General features: G+C 39.0%; 21 protein-coding genes. 20 read left to right on the forward strand and 1 reads right to left on the reverse strand.

The genetic code is table 11. The features are described from left to right. Positions 1-5 precede the first annotated feature (5 nt). From rpmF to ACYQ0E_RS04715, 14 genes are all read left to right on the forward strand, one after another. Positions 6-182: a 50S ribosomal protein L32 gene (gene rpmF, locus ACYQ0E_RS04650; protein WP_029407247.1), complete on the forward strand. Its 177-nt coding sequence runs from the start codon at positions 6-8 to the stop codon at positions 180-182. A gap of 6 nt (positions 183-188) precedes the next feature. Further along, positions 189-1,223 carry a phosphate acyltransferase PlsX gene (gene plsX, locus ACYQ0E_RS04655; protein ID WP_460187081.1) on the forward strand — a complete coding sequence of 345 codons (1,035 nt, stop codon included), beginning with the start codon at positions 189-191 and terminating at the stop codon, positions 1,221-1,223. A gap of 112 nt (positions 1,224-1,335) precedes the next feature. Further along, entirely contained in the window at positions 1,336-2,313 is a 978-nt protein-coding gene (locus ACYQ0E_RS04660) for a beta-ketoacyl-ACP synthase III (protein ID WP_460187082.1), read from the forward strand. 183 nt (positions 2,314-2,496) lie between these two features. After that, positions 2,497-3,420: an ACP S-malonyltransferase gene (fabD, locus tag ACYQ0E_RS04665; protein ID WP_460187083.1), complete on the forward strand. Its 924-nt coding sequence runs from the start codon at positions 2,497-2,499 to the stop codon at positions 3,418-3,420. Positions 3,421-3,510: 90 nt separating this feature from the next. Further along, on the forward strand, positions 3,511-4,251 hold the full coding sequence (gene fabG / locus ACYQ0E_RS04670) for a 3-oxoacyl-ACP reductase FabG (RefSeq protein WP_460187084.1): 741 nt from the start codon (positions 3,511-3,513) through the stop codon (positions 4,249-4,251). A 170-nt stretch (positions 4,252-4,421) separates the two neighbouring features. Further along, the gene (gene acpP, locus ACYQ0E_RS04675) at positions 4,422-4,655 is read left to right on the forward strand and encodes an acyl carrier protein (RefSeq protein ID WP_029407252.1); all 234 of its coding nucleotides are present in this window, start codon (positions 4,422-4,424) and stop codon (positions 4,653-4,655) included. Between the two features lie 356 nt (positions 4,656-5,011). After that, positions 5,012-6,250 carry a beta-ketoacyl-ACP synthase II gene (gene fabF / locus ACYQ0E_RS04680; protein WP_460187085.1) on the forward strand — a complete coding sequence of 413 codons (1,239 nt, stop codon included), beginning with the start codon at positions 5,012-5,014 and terminating at the stop codon, positions 6,248-6,250. A gap of 105 nt (positions 6,251-6,355) precedes the next feature. Continuing rightward, a complete protein-coding gene (locus tag ACYQ0E_RS04685; protein WP_460187086.1) occupies positions 6,356-7,813 on the forward strand; it encodes an aminodeoxychorismate synthase component I in 1,458 nt (485 codons plus the stop codon). Then, the gene (pabC, locus tag ACYQ0E_RS04690; protein WP_460187087.1) at positions 7,813-8,700 is read left to right on the forward strand and encodes an aminodeoxychorismate lyase; all 888 of its coding nucleotides are present in this window, start codon (positions 7,813-7,815) and stop codon (positions 8,698-8,700) included. The genes ACYQ0E_RS04685 and pabC overlap by 1 nt, the downstream gene beginning before the upstream one ends. Continuing rightward, on the forward strand, positions 8,697-9,773 hold the full coding sequence (gene mltG, locus ACYQ0E_RS04695; protein WP_460187088.1) for an endolytic transglycosylase MltG: 1,077 nt from the start codon (positions 8,697-8,699) through the stop codon (positions 9,771-9,773). The genes pabC and mltG overlap by 4 nt, the downstream gene beginning before the upstream one ends. Before the next feature lie 53 nt (positions 9,774-9,826). Next, positions 9,827-10,453, forward strand: a complete 627-nt coding sequence (gene tmk, locus ACYQ0E_RS04700; protein ID WP_460187089.1) for a dTMP kinase — start codon at positions 9,827-9,829, stop codon at positions 10,451-10,453. Next, on the forward strand, positions 10,454-11,479 hold the full coding sequence (holB, locus tag ACYQ0E_RS04705) for a DNA polymerase III subunit delta' (protein WP_460187090.1): 1,026 nt from the start codon (positions 10,454-10,456) through the stop codon (positions 11,477-11,479). Continuing rightward, entirely contained in the window at positions 11,476-12,252 is a 777-nt protein-coding gene (locus tag ACYQ0E_RS04710) for a TatD family hydrolase (RefSeq protein WP_460187091.1), read from the forward strand. The genes holB and ACYQ0E_RS04710 overlap by 4 nt, the downstream gene beginning before the upstream one ends. 50 nt (positions 12,253-12,302) lie before the next feature. Next, positions 12,303-14,117, forward strand: coding sequence for an ABC transporter ATP-binding protein (locus ACYQ0E_RS04715; RefSeq protein ID WP_460188699.1), 1,815 nt, complete (start codon positions 12,303-12,305; stop codon positions 14,115-14,117). A gap of 1,044 nt (positions 14,118-15,161) precedes the next feature. On the opposite strand, the gene lon is transcribed toward ACYQ0E_RS04715, so the two are convergent. Further along, entirely contained in the window at positions 15,162-17,873 is a 2,712-nt protein-coding gene (gene lon, locus ACYQ0E_RS04720) for an endopeptidase La (protein ID WP_460187092.1), read from the reverse strand. 93 nt (positions 17,874-17,966) lie between these two features. Between lon and mog the strand changes: the two genes are divergently transcribed. From mog to ACYQ0E_RS04750, 6 genes are all read left to right on the forward strand, one after another. Beyond that, positions 17,967-18,521, forward strand: a complete 555-nt coding sequence (mog, locus tag ACYQ0E_RS04725) for a molybdopterin adenylyltransferase (protein WP_460187093.1) — start codon at positions 17,967-17,969, stop codon at positions 18,519-18,521. A 62-nt stretch (positions 18,522-18,583) separates the two neighbouring features. Then, positions 18,584-19,516 (forward strand): 50S ribosomal protein L3 N(5)-glutamine methyltransferase, encoded by a 933-nt coding sequence (gene prmB / locus ACYQ0E_RS04730; protein WP_460187094.1) that lies wholly within the window; start codon positions 18,584-18,586, stop codon positions 19,514-19,516. A 171-nt stretch (positions 19,517-19,687) separates the two neighbouring features. Continuing rightward, entirely contained in the window at positions 19,688-20,704 is a 1,017-nt protein-coding gene (locus ACYQ0E_RS04735) for a carbonic anhydrase (protein ID WP_460187095.1), read from the forward strand. A 287-nt stretch (positions 20,705-20,991) separates the two neighbouring features. Continuing rightward, the gene (locus ACYQ0E_RS04740) at positions 20,992-21,543 is read left to right on the forward strand and encodes a cytochrome b (protein ID WP_460187096.1); all 552 of its coding nucleotides are present in this window, start codon (positions 20,992-20,994) and stop codon (positions 21,541-21,543) included. A 34-nt stretch (positions 21,544-21,577) separates the two neighbouring features. Further along, on the forward strand, positions 21,578-22,156 hold the full coding sequence (locus ACYQ0E_RS04745) for a YceI family protein (protein ID WP_460187097.1): 579 nt from the start codon (positions 21,578-21,580) through the stop codon (positions 22,154-22,156). A gap of 124 nt (positions 22,157-22,280) precedes the next feature. After that, positions 22,281-22,511, forward strand: coding sequence for a DUF2798 domain-containing protein (locus tag ACYQ0E_RS04750; RefSeq protein WP_460187098.1), 231 nt, complete (start codon positions 22,281-22,283; stop codon positions 22,509-22,511). Positions 22,512-22,513 lie beyond the last annotated feature (2 nt).

A 22,513-nucleotide genomic window follows, 5' to 3' on the forward strand; every position in this document is an offset into this window, starting at 1 on the left:
TTGCCATGGCAGTTCAAAAAAGTCGTAAAACACCTTCAAGACGTGGTATGCGTCGTTCACATGACTCACTAGATGCACCTACTTTAACAGTAGATGAAACTACTGGTGAAGTTCACCGTCGTCATCACGTAACGGCTGACGGTTACTACAAAGGTAAAAAAGTAGTTCAAGATAAGGCGTAATATATCTTGGCTATTAAAATTGCCATTGATGCAATGGGTGGTGACCACGGTCTAGTGGTTACTGTTCCTGCGTCAATAGATGCTATCAACGCATACCCTGATTTACATATCGTTTTAGTTGGCCAAAAACCTCTTGTTGAGGCTGAACTCGCCAAACATCAATATGATGCTTCTCGCATTACCGTTCAACATGCTGAACAAGTGGTTGAAATGGATGATTTACCTTCCAAAGCACTCAGAAATAAACGTCAATCTTCGATGCGTCTCGCCTTAAATTTAGTTAAGGATGATGAGGCTCAAGCGTGCGTAAGTGCAGGTAATACGGGTGCCTTAATGGCAACGGCTAAGTTTGTGTTAAAAACCATTCCAGGTATTGACCGCCCAGCTATTTGTACGTCTATGCCAACCATGAAAGGTCATGTTCATGTGTTAGATTTAGGCGCTAATGTAGGCTGTACGGGTGAAAACTTAATGCAGTTTTCTTTAATGGGTTCTGTATTGGCACAAGCCGTTGACGATAATCCACACCCTCGTGTTGGTTTACTCAATATTGGTGAAGAAGAAATTAAAGGGCATCAGCGTATTAAAGATGCTCATCAACTTTTAAATGGTACTTCTATTAACTATATTGGTTATGTAGAAGGGGATGATATTTATAAAGGTGACACCGATGTTGTGGCTTGTGATGGTTTTGACGGCAATATTGCCTTAAAAGCCAGCGAAGGCGTAGCAAAGATGATCTCTTTTTATCTTAAAGAGGCCTTTACCAAAAACTTATTAACTAAGTTGGTGGCCGTTCTTGCTTATCCCGTTTTAAAGTCATTTAAAAGCAAGGTTGATCCACGTCGCTATAATGGGGCGTCTTTATTGGGACTTCGTAAAATTGTGATTAAAAGTCACGGTGGTGCGGATCAGTTCTCATTTTTCCATGCAATCACTGAAGCTCGTTTAGAAGTGATTAAGAACGTTCCTGAGTTAATTTCTGCCGAAGTTTCTACTTTTCTTAAAAAGCAAGTTAACCCCGCAGAAGTTCAGGCATAATCCAAAGACGGTGTGTTGGTTTACCAAGGTTTTTCTTTAATTTTGGTGACTTAACCCCGTCTTTTGTTGTATTGTGAGCAGTTACGTTGACTGTTAAGCAGAAAATAAAAATATGAATCAAAAAATCTACAGCCGTATTATTGGTACGGGCGGCTACCTACCAGAAAAAATTCTTACAAATGCTGACCTAGAAAAAATGGTCGATACCAGTGACGCTTGGATTCGAGAGCGTACCGGTATTGAGCAGCGTCATATTGCAGCCAAAGAGCAAACTACCTGTGATTTAGCCGAGCAAGCTTCACTGCGCGCTATTGAGATGTCAGGTATTGATGCTAACACCATCGATATAATCGTGGTGGCAACGACAACGCCAGATAAAATATTCCCAAGTACCGCTTGTTTGCTACAAAGCCGATTAGATATTCATGGTTGTCCTGCCTTTGATGTGCAAGCGGTCTGTTCTGGTTTTGTGTATGCGTTAAGTGTTGCCGACCAATTTATTAAAACAGGCATGGCAAAACGTGCCTTAGTCGTTGGCGCTGAAACCTTATCTAGAATTACCGATTGGTCTGACCGTAACACCTGCGTGTTATTTGGTGATGGTGCTGGTGCCGTTGTTTTAGAAGCGTCAGCAGAAGCGGGTATTTTATCTACACACATTCATGCCGACGGTCAATATGATGAGTTATTGCATGTACCTTCTGGGCCATCTAAATTACCAACGACTGATGCTATTGCAGAACGTTCAATGCAAATGAAAGGCAATGAAGTGTTTAAAATGGCGGTAAATACTTTAAGCCGTATTGCTACAGAAACCTTAGAAGCGAATAATATTCAAAAAGAAGATATCGATTGGCTGGTTCCGCATCAAGCGAATTTAAGAATTATTAAAGGGACAGCTAAAAAGCTAAAACTAACAGAAGAACAAACGGTTGTTACTGTGAATAAACATGCCAACACTTCAAGTGCTTCAGTACCTTTAGCGTTAGATGAAGCGGTGCGTGATGGTCGTATTAAACGCGGACAAACCATCTTGTTAGAAGCCTTTGGTGGCGGATTTACTTGGGGTTCTGCTTTAATTAAATATTAATTTTAATCATGTTTAACTATATTGATTGAATCAAATTTATAGGTCGCTGATTTTATCGATGCCTTTTACCAGGCCTGGTAAAAACAGTGGCCTTTTAAGTTAGTTTTGTAAGCTGTCTTAAAAGTGTAAAAATCTTTACATAAACAACGGTAAAGATTGCAAGAAGTTATAGGAATTTAAAATATGTCATATGCATTTGTTTTTCCCGGTCAAGGTTCTCAATCAGTAGGTATGCTGGCAGAATTGGCTGAATCTCACTCTCAAGTTAATGAAGTCTTTAGCGAAGCATCTGACGCTTTAGGTTACGATTTGTGGGATGTTGTGCAAAATGATTCTGAAGGTAAGTTAAACCAAACAGATATTACACAGCCAGCGATGTTGGCTTCTGGTATTGCCGTACACCGCGTATTAAGTGCCCAGAAAGAGGTTGCGCCTGCTTTTATGGCCGGACACTCTTTGGGTGAATATACCGCGTTAGTTGCCAGTGGCGCGATGACATTGCAACAAGGTGTCTCTTTAGTTGCTTTGCGTGGCCAATTAATGCAGTCTGCTGTACCCGCTGGTGAAGGCGCTATGGCAGCCGTGCTTGGTCTTGAAGGCGCTCAAGTTGTTGCGGTTTGCGAACAAGTTGATGGCGTGGTTGAAGCGGTTAACTTTAACTCTCCAGGTCAAGTAGTAATTGCAGGAAATAAAGCGGCTGTAAATACCGCTATGGAACTGGCTACCGAAGCAGGTGCATCACGTGTTGTACCACTTCCTGTTAGTGTGCCATCGCATTGTTCGTTAATGAAACCTGCCGCTGACCAATTAGCTGAAAAGCTAGCAGAAATAGAGATTGTTATGCCAAGTGTGCCTGTTTTACATAATGTAAACTTTAGTCAGGCACAATCACCAGAAGACATTAAAACATTGTTGGTTCAACAGTTATATCGCCCAGTACAATGGGTAGAAACAGTGAATGCCATGAAATCACAAGGCGTTGATTCATTATATGAATTAGGGCCTGGTAAAGTACTTATGGGATTAAATCGCCGTATTGATCGCAAAATGGGTATGCAAGCCGTATTTGATAATGCCTCGCTAGAAAAAGCACTGGCAACTATATAAATAACTTTATAAAATGATTCAGAATTAAGCACAGCTATAAACGTGTTTCATGTGCTTTTAATAAAGCATGCAATAAACAAGGTGGAAAAAATGTTAACAGGAAAAGTGGCTTTTGTAACGGGTGCAAGCCGAGGAATCGGTAAAGCCATTGCTTTAGATTTAGCAGCGCAAGGTGCAACTGTAATCGGTACAGCAACATCAGAAAAGGGTGCTGAAGCAATCTCAACTTATTTAACTGAAGCAGGTGCTTTAGGTGCGGGCAAGTGTTTAAATGTAACGGATGCAGAAGCCATTACTGAAGTATTAGCGGCCACCACTAAAGAGTTTGGTGTGCCAACAATTTTGGTAAACAACGCGGGAATAACTCGTGACAACTTATTAATGCGTATGAAAGACGATGAGTGGGATGATATTATTCAAACCAACTTAAGTTCTGTTTATCGTATGAGTAAAGCGTGTTTACGTGGCATGATGAAAGCAAAAGGCGGCCGTATTATAAATATCGCCTCTGTGGTTGGCGTTATGGGTAATGCTGGGCAAACTAATTATGCTGCTGCTAAAGCGGGTATTATTGGTTTCAGTAAATCGCTTGCTCGTGAAGTGGGCGCACGCAATATTACTGTTAATACCGTTGCACCAGGTTTTATTGATACTGATATGACTAAAGGTCTACCAGAAGATCAAAGAACGGCTTTAACAGCACAAATTCCATTGCAAAGTCTTGGGCAACCAGAAGACATTGCAAGAACAGTTACCTTTTTAGCAGGTGATGGAGGTTCTTATATTACCGGTCAAACACTAAATGTGAACGGTGGTATGTATATGGTTTAAGCTGATTAAAAAGCTTAAAAATCATAAGGTTATTAGTTTAAAATTTATTGGGCGTAAGACAAATTCATCAAAAATGCATTAAATGCTTGAAAATCTTACAAGATAAGAGGAAAATACGTCCAAATTTAACACATTCATTTTTATCATAAAAAAACAAATTGGAGAATTCCATGAGCAGTATTGAAGATCGCGTAAAGAAAATCGTAGTTGAGCAATTAGGTGTAGAAGAAGATCAAGTAACAGCAGATGCTTCTTTTGTAGATGATTTAGGTGCGGATTCTTTAGATACAGTTGAATTAGTAATGGCTCTAGAAGAAGAGTTTGATTGCGAAATTCCTGATGAAGAAGCAGAGAAAATCTCTACTCTAGCTCAAGCGACTTCTTACGTTGAAGCTAACCTATAAGTTAGTGAGTAAGGTATGACTGTTTTTGCAGTCAAACGCTAAAAAGCCGTTTTTAACGGCTTTTTTTGTATTTGAATATGTGTAGATGTGTTGTACAAGGTTTCAGCCTTAAATAAAGCGTTTTAAGTCCATAGAGTAACGTTGAGAATGAGATAAATTTATGTCTTTTTCTATCTAGGGTACTTGCTACGTTTTTTATTTATCGCCTTACTTGTGTAAAAGTCTTAATTTTATATTTAAATACCGGTTAACCAATTTTGAATCGTACAATAAACGAACAAGATTGCGGTTTATAAATGAATCTAAATATAGATCAGGTCTTGATCTATATGTTTAAAGTCTAAGAGGGTGCTATTTTGTCAAAGCGTCGCGTTGTGATTACAGGGTTGGGAGTTCTATCAGCAGTTGGTTTAAATGTTGAAGAAAATTGGTCAAATATATTGGCAGGTAAAAGTGGAATCGATTACCTAACTAAGTTTGATACTGATGCTTTTTCCGTAAAATTTGGTGGTGAAGTAAAAGGATTTGATGTCTCTGAATATATTGTTCCTAAAGAAGCCAAAAAAATGGATCCTTTTATTCATTACGGAATTGCCGCTGGTGCACAAGCTATCCGTGATTCAGGGTTAGAAATTACTGAAGAAAACGCTCCACGCATTGGTGTATCAATGGGTTCTGGGATTGGCGGTATTGGTTCCATTGAAAAGCAACATAATGCCATGTTAAAAGGTGGACCAAGAAAAGTTTCTCCTTTCTTTGTACCCAGTTCAATTATTAATATGATCTCTGGTAACCTCTCTATTATGTTTGGCTTAAAAGGGCCAAATATGGCCATTGGAACCGCTTGTGCAACAGGTACACACTCCATTGGTGATTCTGCCCGTATGATTCAATATGGCGATGTTGATGTGATGGTTGCCGGTGGCGCAGAGTATGCAACGACTGAACTGGGTTTAGCCGGTTTTGCTGCGGCACGTGCTTTATCTACCCGCAATGATGACCCACAAACGGCCAGTCGTCCTTGGGACCTAGATCGTGATGGTTTTGTTTTAGCCGATGGTGCTGGTGCGGTGGTATTAGAAGAGTATGAACACGCTAAAGCGCGTGGTGCAACCATTTACGCAGAGGTATTAGGTTTTGGTATGAGTGGTGACGCTTATCACATGACCTTGCCGGCCGCAGGTGGAGAAGGCGCTGCTCGCTGTATGACAACCGCGCTGAATAATGCCAAATTAGACCCAAGTAAAGTGAACTACATTAACGCGCATGGTACTTCAACGCCAGCGGGTGATTTATGTGAAACCAGTGCCGTTAAAGATGTATTTGGCGATCATGCTTATAACTTAACCATGAGTTCAACCAAGTCTATGACGGGTCATGCTTTAGGTGCGGCGGGTGCGATGGAAACGGTATTTACCGCCTTAGCGATTCAAAATCAAATTCTACCGCCGACTATTAATCTAGAAAACCCACAAGAGGGTTGTGATTTAGATTATGTGTCTACTGGTGCACGTGAAGCAAAAATTGATTACGCCTTATCAAACTCATTTGGTTTTGGTGGCACAAACGCAACCTTAGTTTTAGGTAAAGTTTAAAATCTGTTGTATATAAAAAAGTCTAAATTTTATTGGTTAAACAGCTTAAAACTCAAGTAAACTGTATCTTTTCTTAATAACAGAATTTAAGCGGTTTGTAGACTAATGACTATTTCGGCTAATAGCCAGGCGAGTGCCACAACAGGCACTCAATCACCTATTATAAAAAAGATTGAATTTTCGGATTTACCAGGCCTGGTAAAATCTAATTTTCATGACCTTGATTTATCTCTCTTACATAAGATAAACCCTTCACGTTACCCATTTTTATTAGAAAGTGTGGCTAAAGGTGGTTTGGGTGAATTTGATGTATTAATGGCTTATCCCCAAGAAACCATCCAGCTAGACAATCCAGCAGATGCACAAGCTTTTATTCACAAAGTTCAGACTCAGTTTGCCAAGATTAATCCTAATATTCAAAATAGCAAAAACTTGCCTTTTATTGGTGGTTGGTTTGCCTATTTTAGTTATGACTATGCGCAAGTGGTTGAACCTGTTTTACAGTTACCAAAATCACAGTTCCCATTAGCGAATCTTACTCGTATTCCTGTTGGTATTATTGTTGAACATGCAAGTCAATCTGTGTATTTAGTGGCTGAGTCAGATTTTAAAAGCTGTTTACAGCAAGTTGAAGCGGATATCGCCGCCGCAATAAGTCTAAATAATCAGGCCGTTCCTGTTGTTGTAACCAAAGACCAAGAAGAACCTGAACAAAAATATTTAAGTGGTGTAGAAGCCATTAAAGAATATATTTTGTCAGGGGATGTTTTTCAGGTAAATCTATCGCGCCAGTGGCAAGTTGAGTTAGAAAAAAATACCCATTATTTAGATGTTTACCACGCTTTGCGAAAATCTAACCCAGCCCCGTTTGCAGCTTTGGCATATTTTGAAACAGGTTCAAAACAATCAAATAACGCCGACCAGGCCTGGCAAATTATAAGTTCATCACCAGAACGTCTAGTAAAATACAAATCTCCTTGGGTAGACACTCGTCCAATCGCAGGTACGCGTAAACGCGGTAACACGCCACAAGCTGATAAAGAGTTGGTTACAGAGCTAATAGAACATCCTAAAGAACGTGCTGAACATATTATGTTAATTGATTTAGAACGTAATGATTTAGGGCGAATTTGCAGGCCTGGTACGGTTGAAGTCAATGAGTTGATGGTGGTGGAAACTTATGAACATGTTCATCATATTGTGTCCAATGTTCGTGGCCAGTTACAAGAAGGTTTAACGCCCTTAGATATTGTGCATGCGCTGTTTCCTGGTGGAACCATTACCGGTTGCCCTAAAATTCGTTGTATGCAAATCGTAGCAGAATTAGAGCAAATGCCAAGAGAAGCTTATACCGGTTCTTTGGGGTATATAAACTTAGATGGCTCGTTGGATTTAAATATTTTAATTCGCACTATGATTCAGTTTGAGAAAGAGGGCAAGCCCATTGTTCAGTTTAGAGCTGGTGCGGGTATTGTGGCCGATTCACAAGCGCAAAGTGAATTAATCGAAACTCGCCATAAAGCCAAAGGATTGGTTAATGCATTACAAACAGGGTGCGATTAATGGAGCAATTGGACGGGTATTGGATTAATGGAATCGAGCAATCGCAACTGAGCTTGCAAGACCGTGCGGTGCAGTACGGTGATGGTTTTTTTACTACCATTTTGGTTGTGGATAAGTCTGTATTAAATTGGCAAGCCCACTGTCAGCGCATAAAACACAGTTGTGAAGTGTTAATGTTTCCGCAGCCTAATCTGGATGAATTAAGCGATTGGCTAAAGCAGGCTTTAAATACGTTTTTTAAAAAAAATAGCGCAAAAGATTGTGTGTTAAAAATAGTCATTACGCGTGGTTCAGGTGGAATGGGTTATCAAATGCCTGAACAGATTGAACCTAATTATCTGTTTTATATAAAACCCAGTCCTATTCAAATACAACGAAATCAACTTACCGCCATTGAACCAATGACCATCGGCTTATGCAATACGTTGGCCAGCATTGGTTCTTTGGCAGGGGTTAAAAGTGTAAATCGTCTTGAAAATGTAATGGCCAGGACTGAGATAGCTAAAAAAGGGTATGCAGAAGGGTTAATGTTAAATGCCAATAATGAGGTTATTTGCGGTACACAATCTAATCTGTATATGATTAAATCCAATACGATTTTTACCCCTAAAATTCAGCAAAGTGGTGTGGCGGGTACAACCCGTTTTCAAATAAATAATTTAGTACAATCGTTAGGTTTTGAGTTTAAAGAGCAAAGGCTCACACTGGTTGATATTGAACAGGCCGATGAAGTGTTTTTTACCAATGCAGTAAGGGGTGTACAACCTGTTAAAGCGTACTTAGATATTGAATATTCCACAGAACAATCTAAAAAAATTCACCAGGCCTGGTCTAATTGGCAAAAAAATAATGCCGTTGCTGTCAAAAATTTAAAGAGTATTACATGAGTCAAACTTCATCATCCGATAATTCACCGATTACGATTAAAAAAGTTAGATGGTTTATGCGTTTATTAATGGTTTTAAATGTTACTGGTCTAATCTTGGCAGGCGTAGCTTATTATCAATATAATGCCTTTGTAACGGAGCCTATTTCACAGCAACAACAACCCATAGCATTAACCATTAAGCCGGGTAGTTCAGTGGCTAAAGTGGCTCAACAATTACATCAACAAGGCTTTATGGCTCACCCTAAATGGTTTAGTTTATATGTGCGTTTTTTGCAAAAACAACATTTAGTTAAAGCGGGTGAGTTTGAAATACAGCCACAATGGACGGTGGATGAATTAATTTCTGGTTTAGAAAACGCCAAAGCCATTCAATACCCAGTAACCATTGTGGCTGGGCAAACCATTCAACAAGCCTTAGAAACGATTCAGGCCTTACCTAAAATTAAAAAAGAACTCGATATTACCGATATTAAAAGTTTACAGGCTTTATTTGGTATTGATAAAAAAGTAAATAAAACCTATCCATACGCCACTCTTGAAGGGCGAATTTTACCCGAAACTTATTATTATCAAGCGGGTGATAGTGACAAACAAATTGTTTTAAGAGCGGCAAAATCATTACAACAAGAGCTTGACCAGGCCTGGCAAAAACGAGAAAAGAATTTACCTTATAAAACACCGTACGAAGCGTTGATTATGGCCTCAATTGTTGAAAAAGAAACAGGTTATGCGCCAGAACGACCATTAATTGCGGGCGTGTTTGTTAGAAGAATGAAAAAGGGTATGCGTTTACAAACTGACCCAACCGTTATTTATGGGATTGGTGTCAACTACGATGGCAATATACGCAAAAAAGATTTATTAAAAACCACGCTTTATAATACTTATAAAATTGATGGTTTGCCGCCAACACCGATTGCTTTACCAAGTTTAGAGGCAATAGAAGCCACCTTAAACCCAGAACATACCAAAGCGTTATACTTTGTGGCTAAAGGTGGTGGTCAACACTATTTTTCAAACACCTTGCAAGAACATAACCGAGCAGTTCAAAAGTATTTATTGAAACGTTAATCAATAAATCCTAAACCAATAAAACCAATTACAAGATTGTAGGAAACCATATTATGTCAGGTCAGTTTATTACTCTAGAAGGTACCGAAGGTGCAGGCAAATCAACCAATTTAGTGTTTATTCAGGAGTGGTTAACTGCACAAGGTATAGAGCATATTGTGACGCGTGAGCCAGGTGGTACAGAAATCGGAGAGGCCATTCGTGAAGTTTTACTAAACAAAGAATATACCGCCATGCATGCCGAAACTGAACTACTGCTTATGTTTGCTGCCCGTGCTCAACATCTTAAAGAAAAAATTCTACCGGCGATTCAAGCCGGTAAATGGGTTATATCTGACCGATTTACCGATGCAACCTATGCTTACCAAGGTGCTGCCAGAGGCATGGCTTTTGAACGCATTGCCGAGATTGAGCACTGGGTTCAACAAGGGTTTTTTCCACATACTACGTTTATTTTTGATTTACCCATTGAGATTGGTATGGCGCGAGTGGCTTCTCGTGGCGGTGAAACTGACCGTTTTGAACAAGAAAAACAAGACTTTTTTGAAAAGGTGCGTTCTGCGTATTTAAAACGTGCTGAGATGGCGCCTGAACGCTATACCGTCTTAGATGCCAGTCAGCCTTTAGAGAAGGTGCAATCCGATATTGTTAAGCGTTTACAACAAATGCGAGGCCAATAAATGTCTGCAATAGACCCCATTACAAATCAATATCCTTGGTTAAGTCAACAGTGGCAACAGTGGCAGCAACTTTCTGGGCGATTGGGGCATGCCTATTTGTTTTCAGGGCCAAGCGGAATTGGTATTGAGGCTTTTATTCAAGCTGTCGCTCAATCGGTTTTTTGTAAAAATAATCAAACAGGCCAGGCTTGTGGTAGCTGTTCAGCTTGTCATTTATTTATGACACAACAACATCCAGATTATTATCAACTAGCCCGTTTGGAAGATAAAAAAGATATTTCAGTTGATCAAGTTAGGCAACTTGTTAACAAGCTAAACGAAACATCACACCAAGGTGGTTATAAAGTCACCTGGATAGACGGCGTTGAATATATGAACCAATCGGCTTTTAATGCCTTGCTCAAAACGCTTGAAGAACCTGCTGAAAATACGCTGTTTTTATTAAGCACACACCAAATAGATAGATTGCCTGCCACCATTAAAAGCCGGTGCCAATTATTAAACTTTACACCTCCAGCCATGCCAGAAGCCATTGCTTGGGTACATCAACAAGCCCCACAAGCGGATGAAGCTTTGGTAAAACGTGCTTTACGTTTAAATTGGGGCGCACCTTTGCAAGCTTTGGCTTGGATTGAAAAAGGCTTGTTTGAAGAAGATGGTCAATGGCGCAATGATTTAAAGCAAATTCAAACAGGGCGTAAAACCGCTTCTCAAGCGGTGGCGGAATGGCTAAAATTTAAAGAGCCAGAGCGTGTGTTTGATTATTTTTATCAATGGACGGTATCGGCCGTTCGTTCAGTGATGTATCAAAAATCATCGCAAGAACAAACCGTTTCAGATGCGCAAGTACAAAATTGGCTCCGTTTTCAGCAGGCAGTATTAACCGCCAAACAAAACTGGCTTGCCAATGCCAATAAAGAGTTGGTATTAGAAAGTCTTTGTTTGGAATGGTTAAGTATTCAGCAAAGTGAAGAGCCTTTGCAAACCGTATTTACAACCAAAATTCAAAAAGGAATGTTAGCGTGATAGTAGATTCGCATTGTCATCTTAATATCTTGCCCGAAGATAAAGTAGGCACCATCGACGACGTTATTAATAAAGCGAAAGAGTTAGGTGTTGAGCGCATTTTATGTGTAGCCATTAATCCACAACAATGGCAAGAGGTCATTGATTTAGCTGAAAAATATGACTGTGTTTACGCCTCTATTGGCGTACACCCATGCGAAGATAAAGAGGTGGTGGTGAGTGATGAAGAGTTGATTAAATTTGCTTCGCACCCAAAAGTAATTGCCATTGGCGAAGTGGGCTTGGATTATTTTCACTTTGAAGGTGAACAAGATATGACTTGGCAACATGATCGTTTTAAACAGCACATTAAAATAGCCAAACAGCTTAATAAACCATTAATTATTCATACTAGACACTCAACCCCAGATTGTTTAACCATTTTAGAAGAGCATGGTGCGCAAGAAACAGGTGGCATTATGCACTGTTTTGTTGAAGATTTAGCTACCGCAGAACGTGCTATGGCCATTGGGTTTTATATCTCGTTTTCAGGCATAGTGACCTTTAAAAATGCCAAAGACTTAAAAGAAGTGGCTAAGGTCGTGCCGTTAGACAAAATGTTAGTCGAAACCGATTCACCGTATTTAGCACCAATGCCGTTTAGAGGAAAAACCAATCAGCCTGGTTACACAAAATATGTGGTGCAAGAAATTGCCGATTTAAAAGCCTTGCCGTTTGAAACGGTCGCTAAAGCCACTACAGATAATTTTAATAGATTGTTCAAGCTGAACTAAAACTCACAATCGAAATCAAAGCAAACTAAAAGAGCACCAATATGCGCAGTATGGCAATGGAAAAACCAGGTAAAGTAAAAGTCACGGCATTGTCAGACCGCTCATATACTTGGCAACGTATTTATGAATTAGTTGTTCAGCATAAAGCACAATTGGTTAAAGCCAATATTATCGCCTTATTTGCTATGTTGGCTACGGTGCCACTACCCTTATTACTGCCTATTTTGGTGGATGAAGTCTTGCTTGATAAACCGGGAGTTATTGTTGGCTTTTTACAAAATTTAGCCCCAGCGGATTGGTATGGACCACTGTATTATATTGGCGCAATTACGCTAATTACCATTTGGTTACGTGGCATGGGATTGATTTTAGGTGTATGGCAAATGCAACAATTTACGGTCATTGCTAAAGATGTCACCTATAGAATTCGCAAAGATTTGCTGTCCAGAGTGCAAGGAGTCTCTATGGCACAATACGCCACAATGGGCAGTGGCAGTGTATCGGCCACCATGCTTAATGACGTAAATACCATAGACACATTTCTAGGCACAACTGTCAGTAAATTAATTGTGGCGTTATTCTCTTTAGTAGGGGTTAGCGTCATTCTGTTTTGGCTAAACTGGGAACTGGCGGTCTTTATTTTACTGTTTAACCCTGTGGTGGTGTATTTCACCATGATAATGGGGCGTAAGGTTAAAACGCTTAAAAAAGATGAAAACAGTGCCGTCGACGCTTTTCAACAATCGTTAACCGAAACGCTAGATGCGTTACAGCAAGTGCGTGCCGCCAATCAAGATACCACTTTTTTTGACCGAGTAAGAAATAACGCCCATTCTATTAAAAAACACTCAGAAGCTTTTACTTGGAAAAGTGATGCGATGAGCCGTTTTTCATTTATGATTTTTTTGGTCGGTTTTGATTTATTTCGTGGTGTGGGAATGCTGATGGTGGTGTTCTCAGATTTATCAATTGGGCAGATGATGGCCGTATTTGGTTACCTGTGGTTTATGATGGGGCCCGTACAAGAACTGCTGGCTATTCAATATGGTTACAGTGCGGCAAGTGGTGCTTTGCAGCGTATTAATGAAGTCTTAGATTTAAAACAAGAACCTAAATATAAGCAAGAAATTGATCCATTTAAAAATCAAAAAGCGGTATCGGTTGCGGTTAAAGATTTGGCTTTTCATTATCCTGGTAAAACAGAATCGGTTTTAAAAAGTCTCAATTTTAAAATAGAAGCGGGTGAAAAATTAGCATTAGTTGGCGCCAGTGGTGGCGGTAAAACCACCTTAGTACAACTGCTACTTGGCTTTTATGAAGCATCCGCAGGTGAGGTATTATATAACGATATCCCCATTACAAATATTGGTCAGTCAGTGGTGCGTGCTAATGTCGCTACGGTTTTACAGCACCCAGCGCTGTTTCACCAAACCATTCGTTTTAATTTAACATTAGGTCAAGATTTGCCTGAAGAACAGTTGTGGCACGCCTTAAAACAAGCACAGCTTGCAGATACGATTAAAGCGTTAGATGATCAATTAGAGTCAATTGTTGGGCGTAATGGTATTAAGTTATCAGGCGGACAAAGACAGCGCTTGGCCATTGCACGTATGATTTTACAAGACCCTAAAGTGGTGATTATGGATGAGGCAACATCAGCTTTAGATATGGAAACTGAAAGACGTCTTTATGAAGATTTAGCGGAGTTTCTAGAAAACCGAACGACATTGATTGTGGCGCATCGTTTAAGCTCAATACGCCAGGCCGACCGAATTATGGTCTTTGAAGACGGACACATTATTGAATCAGGCAGTCATGACGAACTACTAGAACAAGGCGGCACTTACCACAAGTTGTATCGTTGATTTATCATAATATGATTGTTAACAGGGCATACCAGGCCTGGTAAATTGTGTTTTAAGGTTTAATTTATCTTAGCTATTGAGAAGCCTTTTTAATATTTATAGGTCTTCGTTTTAATGGCCCTGGCTTCCCCTTACTTTCTTTGCTTGCCCAAAGCAAGTAAGCAAAGAAAAGGCCCCCTGCTGACACAATCTATTTCACTAAGCTTGCTGGCTAACGTTTCAAAACTCGCTACGCTCAAACAGTTGAAACGTTTTAACGCCCTCTACGCTAAGTGAAATAACGATTGCTTACAAAAGGGAGGTTTTACTACGTTAATTCCGTATTTCTATTGTTTAGATATTATTGTGCTGTATTTTTTACCAGGCTTGGCATGTCCTGTGGTCATTGATACATGGAGAGCATAGGGTAAGTTCTATTTTATTCAGTAAAGCCAACCACGAACGCCAAGATTCCCCTTGGAATAGATTGTGCAAAGTTCTTAACGAAGTGAACGATTAAAAAACGCTGCTGTTTGAGCGTAGCGAGTTCAGCGTTTTCAGTGAATGAGTTTTAGAACTTGCCAATATATGGAGCGGGGTGCCTTTTTTCTGGTTACTCTTTTTAGGCAAGTAAAAAGAGTAACGGGAAGCCCAAAATATGAGTTTGGAGAGTTATAAATATTAAAAAGGGCTTCTCAAAAGCTAAGAAAAATATTCAACTTTTGATTTTTTTCGGTGCTTATACAGCATAAAACACACTTAAATTTAGTGAGCATTGGGTAAATTATTTTATTAGTTGTTTAATACTAAATATACAAACAGTTGTCATTCCCGTGCTTGACACGGGAATCTGTTATTTTCTTAAAAGATTATCGGGTCAAGCCCGATAATGACGAATTTGATTTCTATGTTTATACAATTTTAGATTTTAGTTGGTCAAAAGAGATACCAGGCCTGGCATGTGCTGTGGCCAATAAATGTTTGTGAGCATAGAATAAAAAAGAAAACCCCGTATTTACATCATTGTAAAAACAGGGTATTTACACAGGCAATCAAACAACTTGTTTAGTGTTGTGTATTAATATCTTCTGCCACAGGTTTATTTGCCAAGTAGGTTTTTAACGCCAATGACTTGCTGCGAATATTAAAAGTAATACGCGCAACTTCATCAAAGTGTTTGGCAAAATGTACGGTCATACCTTCTTGTAAATAGTCAGGTAATTCTTGATAATCTTTGCGATTATCCTCTGGCAAAATTAACTCTTTAATGCCAATACGGCGTGCCGCAATGACTTTTTCTCTAATACCACCAACGGGCAATACCAGGCCTGTTAAACTCAGTTCACCGGTCATGGCTAAAGCCGTTTTTATCGGCTCATCGCGTGCTAATGACAGTAGGGCGGTTGCCATAGTTACGCCCGCACTTGGTCCATCTTTTGGTGTTGCGCCATCAGGTACATGTAAATGCACAAAGGCCTTGTCAAAAAATTCTGGATCTGCTTTGTATTTCTCTAAATTAGAAGAGATAAAACTGTAAGCAATACCCGCCGATTCTTGCATCACATCACCCAATTGGCCTGATAACTTAAAACCACGGTTTAGAGTATGCACACGACTGGCTTCAATGGTTAGAGTTGCGCCGCCCATAGAAGTCCAAGCTAACCCTGTTACGGTACCAATTTGTTGATTGACTTTCTCTGGTACAAAACGTGGTTGTCCCAACATTTCTTCCAGTTCATTTACGTGAATTTTGGTGGTTTGTAAATCCGTTGTCACAAATTTAAAGGCCAGTTTACGTACCAATTTAGCCAACTGTTTTTTAAGGTTTCGTACACCCGATTCACGAGCATATCCCTCAATAACATGGCGAATGGCTGCAGGAGTAATTTGTACTTGTTCTCGGGTTAATCCCGCTTCTTTTAATAAAGCTGGCCATAGATGATGTTTAGCAATTTGTACTTTTTCTTCAGTAATGTAGCCAGATAGACGAATAATTTCCATACGGTCTAATAAAGGGCCTGGAATGGAATCTAAAGTGTTGGCTGTACAGACAAATAGCGCTTTTGATAAATCAAAACGCACGTCCATAAAGTGATCCATAAACTCATAGTTTTGCTCTGGATCTAATACTTCTAATAGTGCTGACGCTGGATCACCTTGGAAAGAGGCTCCAATTTTATCGACTTCATCTAACATAATGACAGGGTTGGCGGTTTGGCAGTCTTTTAACGCTTGCACAAATTTACCTGGCATAGCACCAATGTAAGTTCGTCGATGACCTTTAATCTCAGCTTCGTCACGCATTCCACCTACCGAGAAACGATAGAATTTTCGCCCTAAAGATTCGGCAATAGAACGCCCAATAGAGGTCTTACCCACACCTGGAGGGCCAACTAAACAAATAATGGAACCTGCCACTTCACCTTTTAATGAACCAACGGCTAAAAATTCAAGAATACGATCTTTAACATCTTCTAAACCATCGTGACCTTTATCAAGCACTTTTTTAGCGCGCTTTAAATCTAATAGGTCTTTGCTGTGTTTGCCCCAAGGTAACTGCGTTAGCCAATCTAACCAGTTACGCGCCACATTATATTCTGGCGATTGTGGGTCTAATAAATTGAGTTTGCTGAGTTCTTCTTCGGCTTTTTTTGTGGCTTCTTCTGATAACGCTAATTTTTCAATACGTTCTCTAAAACGATCAGTATCTAAGGTTTGATCGTCCTTAACCATGCCCAATTCTTTTTGAATTTCATTGAGTTGTTGGCGTAAAAAGAAATCACGTTGATGATCCGATAGGTTTTCTTCGACTCGTTCACGAATATTAAACTGTAGTTTAGTGACTTCAATCTCGTGCTTAAATAACGCCAGTACCTTTTCCATTCTTTCAGACAGATTTAAGGTCTCAAGTACATCTTGTAGTTTTTCGTTTTCAGCGGTGGTTAAGCCAGCAGCAAAATCGGCTAATTGAGAAGGTTCACTGGCACTGTAACGGTTTAAGAAATACTTTAATTCTTCGCTGTATAAAGGGTTTAAAGGCAACAGTTCTCTAAAGGCATTCATAATGGCTAAACCATACGCCTTAAACTCTTTATCGGAACCATCAATCACGTCTTTTGGATAATTCACTAAAGCACGATAAGGGGCTTTGCCAGAAATCCATTGGTCAATTTCAAAACGCTGCACACCTTCAGCAATTAACTGAATGTAATCTTCTTTAACCTTTGGATCATGAATTTTGACCAGCGTACCCATTTTACAAAAGTCGCTAGGTTCGGCTTTGTCATGGTCTTCGGTATTAACAAAAATAATACCAATGTATTTACATTTGCCTGCTTTAATCGCCTCGTAGGTTTCGCCCCAGCTTTCTTTATTTAGCAAAACAGGTAACTGTTGACCAGGAAAAAACGGACGTTCTTTTACAGGTAACAAAAAGATTTCACGCGGAATGGTGAGCTCAGGTTTGGCTAATTGACCAAAAATACTGCCAGGATTATGCACAATATGTTCGCCTTCAAGTACCGCATTAGCGGTTTGAATTAGCTTTTTTGCCAAGGCTTCATTCACTTCGATTTTGATTTGTTCTTCATCAATTTCATCATTCACATTGCTATCTTCAAAGTCATCATCTTCTTCATCAATAAGTTCAATGTCTGCAGCCTCGTCAAAAACAACTTCGTGTTTTGACGTTGAATGATCAAACTCATCATTTGTTGAGTTTGTTACATCCACTTCAGTTTGGTCTAGTAATTCATTGTTGTTGGTTTTGTCTGTCATATCTTTTTGCTTATGTCTCGGCGTTGAAACTTTAAAAGTAGGAATAATACGGTATTATATGTGGACATAAATTTAGAGATTCAAGAGCGAAAGATGCAAAATAACGAAATTAAAATAGGGTTTGTAACGGTTTCCGACAGAGCAAGTCGAGGCGAATATGAAGACTTAGGTGGGCCAGCCATGCAAGAATGGATGACTAAGGCTTTAACAAACTCATGGTCACCTGTTGCTAAGATCATTGCAGATGAACAAGAGGTTATTGAAGCGACCTTAATCGATATGGTGGATAACCACGGTTGCGGCTTGATTTTAACCACCGGTGGTACAGGCCCAGCAAAACGTGATGTTACCCCAGAAGCGACCGAAAACGTGTGCGATAAGATTTTAGATGGTTTTGCTGAGCAAATGCGTGCAGTCTCGTTAAAATATGTGCCAACCGCGATATTGTCACGCCAAATAGCGGGTACACGTGGTAGTTGTTTAATTATTAATTTACCAGGTAAACCTTCTGCAATTGGTGAATGTTTAGAGGCTGTTTTTCCTGCTGTACCTTATTGTGTTGATTTAATTGAAGGCCCTTACCTAGAAACAGACGACAGTTTTGTTAAAGGGTTTAGACCTAAACACGCTAAAAAACCGAATGCTTAGCAAGGCAAGTAACGCCATACTTAATAACACCGTGGCCAGTAACCTCATTTAGGGAAGATATTATGAGCAAAATTAACTATCAAAGCGAAGGCTTAGAAAACGTATTAGATTTTGTACGTTGGGGTGGTACTTTATTTAAACAGGCTAATTTGTTTTTTGGTCACGGTACAGATAATGCCTTTGATGAAGCCCGTGTTTTAGTATTCTATGCGCTTAATTTGCCCTTTGAAATTCCAGAAAATTACTGGAAAGCGAGATTAACATCGCAAGAAAAGCATACTGTTACTGAGCTGTTTCAACGCCGTATCGAAACCCGAAAACCTGCCGCTTATTTAACAGGCGAGGCTTGGTTTTCTGGGTTACGTTTTATTGTTAATGAAAACACACTGGTACCGCGTTCGCCTATTGCAGAGTTAATTGCCAAAAACTATTCGCCCTGGATAGAAGAGCCAGAAAACGTTACCCGTGTATTAGATTTATGCACTGGCAGTGGTTGTATTGGTATTGCGTCTCTTAAAGCGTTTCCAAATGCCGAAGTCGATTTGGTGGATATATCGCCCGAGGCTTTAGAAGTCGCACAACTTAATATTGAACAATATGGTTTAAATGATTTTGCGCATGCGATTCAATCGGATTTATATTCAGCTTTAGAAGGTAAAAAATACGATTTAATTGTTTCAAACCCGCCTTATGTGGATGAGATTGAAATGGGTGCTTTGCCAGAAGAGTTTAAGCAAGAACCTGAACTTGGTTTGGCCGCTGGACATGATGGTTTAGACTTAGTACGCAAAATTTTAGCCGAAGCGCCTAAATACTTAAAAGAAGATGGTGTGTTAATGGTAGAAGTGGGGGTTTCTCAATATTTTCTAGAACAAGAATATCCTGAACTGCCTTTGTATTGGTTTGAGTTTGAACATGGTGGCGAAGGGGTGTTTGCTATTCAAAAACATGAATTAGAATTGTTTCAAGACATACTCGATGAAAGAGTAGTTTAATTGTTACTCTATTTTGTTTGGCTTTCTGATTAACTAAGTTCTAACCGAAAATTTAATATTTATTTTGTTAATTCTTTGTGGTTATACCAGGCCTGGCAAATTTATTGCTACTTACTTCCAATATTAATTTTAATAGCAATTTATTGTCAGTTTGAGCACTTGGAGTACCTTATGAAGCACCCTTTTTTAAAGTCATTGATTGTGGCAATGAGTTTATGTTCTTTGCCTGCAATGTCCGAAGATCACGGTCCTACTAAATCTAAAACTCCATTGGTTGATTTAGGTGCAGAGTTAAAAGCAAAATCAGGGATTAAAAGTTCACAAACCTCTTCTGTAAATACTTCAACAACTCCTGTAATAGAGCATGCTCCAACTACTCATAATCCAGCACCTGTTGTCTTAGACACAAATCAACCAACTCAAAAAACAAATAGCAAGTCAGTTCATGCAGATAACCATAATGCACATTGGTCTTATACAGGGGATGAGGGTCCAGAGCATTGGGGTGATTTATCTGCAGATAATATTCAATGCAAGATAGGTAAAAACCAGTCGCCCATTAATTTAAATGATAAAGAAGGGGTGGGTACAAATGGTTTGCCACAGTTAGATATTCGTTATCAAGATGTGCCACTTAAAATCATTAATAACGGCCATACCGTGCAGGTTAATTATCCGTTAGGAAGCTATATTGAGATTGGCGGGCATCGTTATGAATTATTGCAATTTCATTTTCATACACCAAGCGAACATCAAATAAATGGCTTTAACTACCCAATGGAAGTGCATTTAGTTCATAAGGATGGCGACGGTAATTTAGCCGTTTTGGCCATGATATTTAAAGAGGGTGAAGCCAATCCTGAAGTGCAAACGCTGCTGGATAATTTGCCTAGAGAGATTGGTAAACAAGAAGTTCATAGAGGAGCGAGTATTAACCCTATGATGTTTATACCTGGCAATACCGATTTTTATAAATACAGTGGTTCCTTAACTACGCCACCTTGTTCTGAAGGTGTTTATTGGATGGTGTTTAAAAATCCAATTGAAGCTTCGTTTGAACAGATTGAACAACTAAAACAAGTTATGGGTGAAAATGCTAGGCCTATTCAAGACATTCATTCACGTTCATTACTTAAGTCTTGGTCTGTGCAACCTCAAGAAGAACAGCCTTTATACGAATATTATTAGTTCATTTTATTCTGTGCCTATATAGCAGATATGGCGCAGGAGATACCAGGCCTGGTAATTCTTATTTTGATCTAATCTAATCTTACGCTCTTATATTCTTTAAAGCGTTACAGGCTATACCAGGCCTGGTAAATTTATTCTTTGTTAATATTTCATTATTTCAAATCTTATTAATTATTGTTCTTATTTAGGCAATGGTCTTTTGTTGTTTTGGTTGTTTTTTGTCACGTTAATTCTTTGTAAACTGTGCTCAAGAAAACAATATATTTTGAAGCAAGAGTACGCTAATGCAATTCATAAACAATACAAAATCATACGGTTGGGTGTCCATTGCTTTTCATTGGACTATTGCCATTGGTGTATTGGCAATGTTTGCTTTAGGGTTGTGGATGGTTTCATTAGATTACTATTCTACCTGGTACCACACCGCACCTAATATTCATAAGTCGATTGGTGTGATTTTGGTTGCGGCCATGTTGGCTAGACTGATTTGGAACGCATTTAACCCCAAGCCAGAGCCTTTAGAAGACACGCCTAAATTGAATGCAGTTGCTAAAACCGTACATTTGGTTCTGTATTTTTTAATATTTGCTTTAGGGTTAAGTGGTTATTTGATTTCAACGGCTGAATCTCATTCAGTTTATGTCTTTAATTGGTTTGAAATCCCCGCCATTTTTGAGCCAATTGCTGATCAAGCTGACAGAGCAGGAGAGATTCATGAATGGATTGCTTTTACCTTAATAGGCTTAGTTTTACTGCATGCTTTAGCCGCTTTAAAACATCATTTTGTAAATAAAAATAATACTTTAAAACGTATGTTTAAACCTCAAAGTAACTAAAAACCATAACAAACACAAATTTGGAGTAAATATTATGACAAGAATTAAGCAACTTTTTTTATCAGCCGCTTTATTATCCGTTTCTGGTTTAGCCGTTTCAGCACCTGTAGATTATGTTGTTGATACCAAAGGCATGCATGCATCTATTAATTTTAAAATTCAACATTTAGGATACAGCTGGTTAACTGGGCGTTTTAATAATTTTTCAGGTAATTATGTTTACGATAAAGAGAACTTAGCAAACAGCAAAATCAACATTACAATTGATACCAACAGTGTAAACAGTAACCATGCTGAGCGTGATAAACATTTGCGTAGTGCTGACTTTTTAAATGTAGATAAACACCCTAAATCGACTTTTGTAAGTACGTCTATTACAGGTACTGACGCCAATATGAAAGTGAATGGTAATTTTACGTTAAACGGTGTGACTAAAGCCATTACTATTAATGCCCATAAAATTGGTGAAGGCAAAGATCCATGGGGTGGTTATCGCTCAGGTTTTAGTGGTAGTACCAAAATTAAATTAGCGGATTACAATATTACTAAAAACTTAGGGCCTGCTTCTGCATTTGTAGAATTAGATTTAAATATTGAAGGTGTTAAAAAATAAATAAATTTGTTTAACTTTAATAGCCAGATTGTATTCAATTCTGTATTATCCAAGTTTGCTAAAAGCAAACTTGGATTTTGTGCTTTTGGTGTTTGACAAATTTAATAACCACAAAGAGATTTACATGTTCCATCCAAAATACCATTCGATTTTATTTGCCTTTTTTATGGCTCTTTTTATGTCGTTTTTAATGTCAGCAGTTATCACTTTTTTTAACGTTGGTATTCCACCACACTTTTTACATATGTGGATGAAAGCTTGGATAATGGCGTTTGTTGTGGCGTTTCCTATAGTGATTTTTGTTGCACCTATGGTTCGTAAAGTCGTTGGTTTTTTAGTAAGAGCGGAATCTTAGTT

This window comes from Thiomicrorhabdus hydrogeniphila (assembly GCF_054656895.1).

What these genes read in the sequence shown, in the direction of transcription:
- mog (WP_460187093.1), top strand. Translation starts at nt 17,967, where the DNA reads ATGCAAAATAACGAAATTAAAATAGGGTTTGTAACGGTTTCCGACAGA.
- prmB (WP_460187094.1), top strand. Translation starts at nt 18,584, where the DNA reads ATGAGCAAAATTAACTATCAAAGCGAAGGCTTAGAAAACGTATTAGAT.
- rpmF (WP_029407247.1), top strand. Translation starts at nt 6, where the DNA reads ATGGCAGTTCAAAAAAGTCGTAAAACACCTTCAAGACGTGGTATGCGT.
- mltG (WP_460187088.1), top strand. Translation starts at nt 8,697, where the DNA reads ATGAGTCAAACTTCATCATCCGATAATTCACCGATTACGATTAAAAAA.
- ACYQ0E_RS04735 (WP_460187095.1), top strand. Translation starts at nt 19,688, where the DNA reads ATGAAGCACCCTTTTTTAAAGTCATTGATTGTGGCAATGAGTTTATGT.
- ACYQ0E_RS04685 (WP_460187086.1), top strand. Translation starts at nt 6,356, where the DNA reads ATGACTATTTCGGCTAATAGCCAGGCGAGTGCCACAACAGGCACTCAA.
- ACYQ0E_RS04745 (WP_460187097.1), top strand. Translation starts at nt 21,578, where the DNA reads ATGACAAGAATTAAGCAACTTTTTTTATCAGCCGCTTTATTATCCGTT.
- fabG (WP_460187084.1), top strand. Translation starts at nt 3,511, where the DNA reads ATGTTAACAGGAAAAGTGGCTTTTGTAACGGGTGCAAGCCGAGGAATC.
- fabD (WP_460187083.1), top strand. Translation starts at nt 2,497, where the DNA reads ATGTCATATGCATTTGTTTTTCCCGGTCAAGGTTCTCAATCAGTAGGT.
- ACYQ0E_RS04715 (WP_460188699.1), top strand. Translation starts at nt 12,303, where the DNA reads ATGGCAATGGAAAAACCAGGTAAAGTAAAAGTCACGGCATTGTCAGAC.
- ACYQ0E_RS04750 (WP_460187098.1), top strand. Translation starts at nt 22,281, where the DNA reads ATGTTCCATCCAAAATACCATTCGATTTTATTTGCCTTTTTTATGGCT.
- holB (WP_460187090.1), top strand. Translation starts at nt 10,454, where the DNA reads ATGTCTGCAATAGACCCCATTACAAATCAATATCCTTGGTTAAGTCAA.
- ACYQ0E_RS04740 (WP_460187096.1), top strand. Translation starts at nt 20,992, where the DNA reads ATGCAATTCATAAACAATACAAAATCATACGGTTGGGTGTCCATTGCT.
- pabC (WP_460187087.1), top strand. Translation starts at nt 7,813, where the DNA reads ATGGAGCAATTGGACGGGTATTGGATTAATGGAATCGAGCAATCGCAA.
- ACYQ0E_RS04660 (WP_460187082.1), top strand. Translation starts at nt 1,336, where the DNA reads ATGAATCAAAAAATCTACAGCCGTATTATTGGTACGGGCGGCTACCTA.
- acpP (WP_029407252.1), top strand. Translation starts at nt 4,422, where the DNA reads ATGAGCAGTATTGAAGATCGCGTAAAGAAAATCGTAGTTGAGCAATTA.
- lon (WP_460187092.1), bottom strand. Translation starts at nt 17,873, where the DNA reads ATGACAGACAAAACCAACAACAATGAATTACTAGACCAAACTGAAGTG.
- tmk (WP_460187089.1), top strand. Translation starts at nt 9,827, where the DNA reads ATGTCAGGTCAGTTTATTACTCTAGAAGGTACCGAAGGTGCAGGCAAA.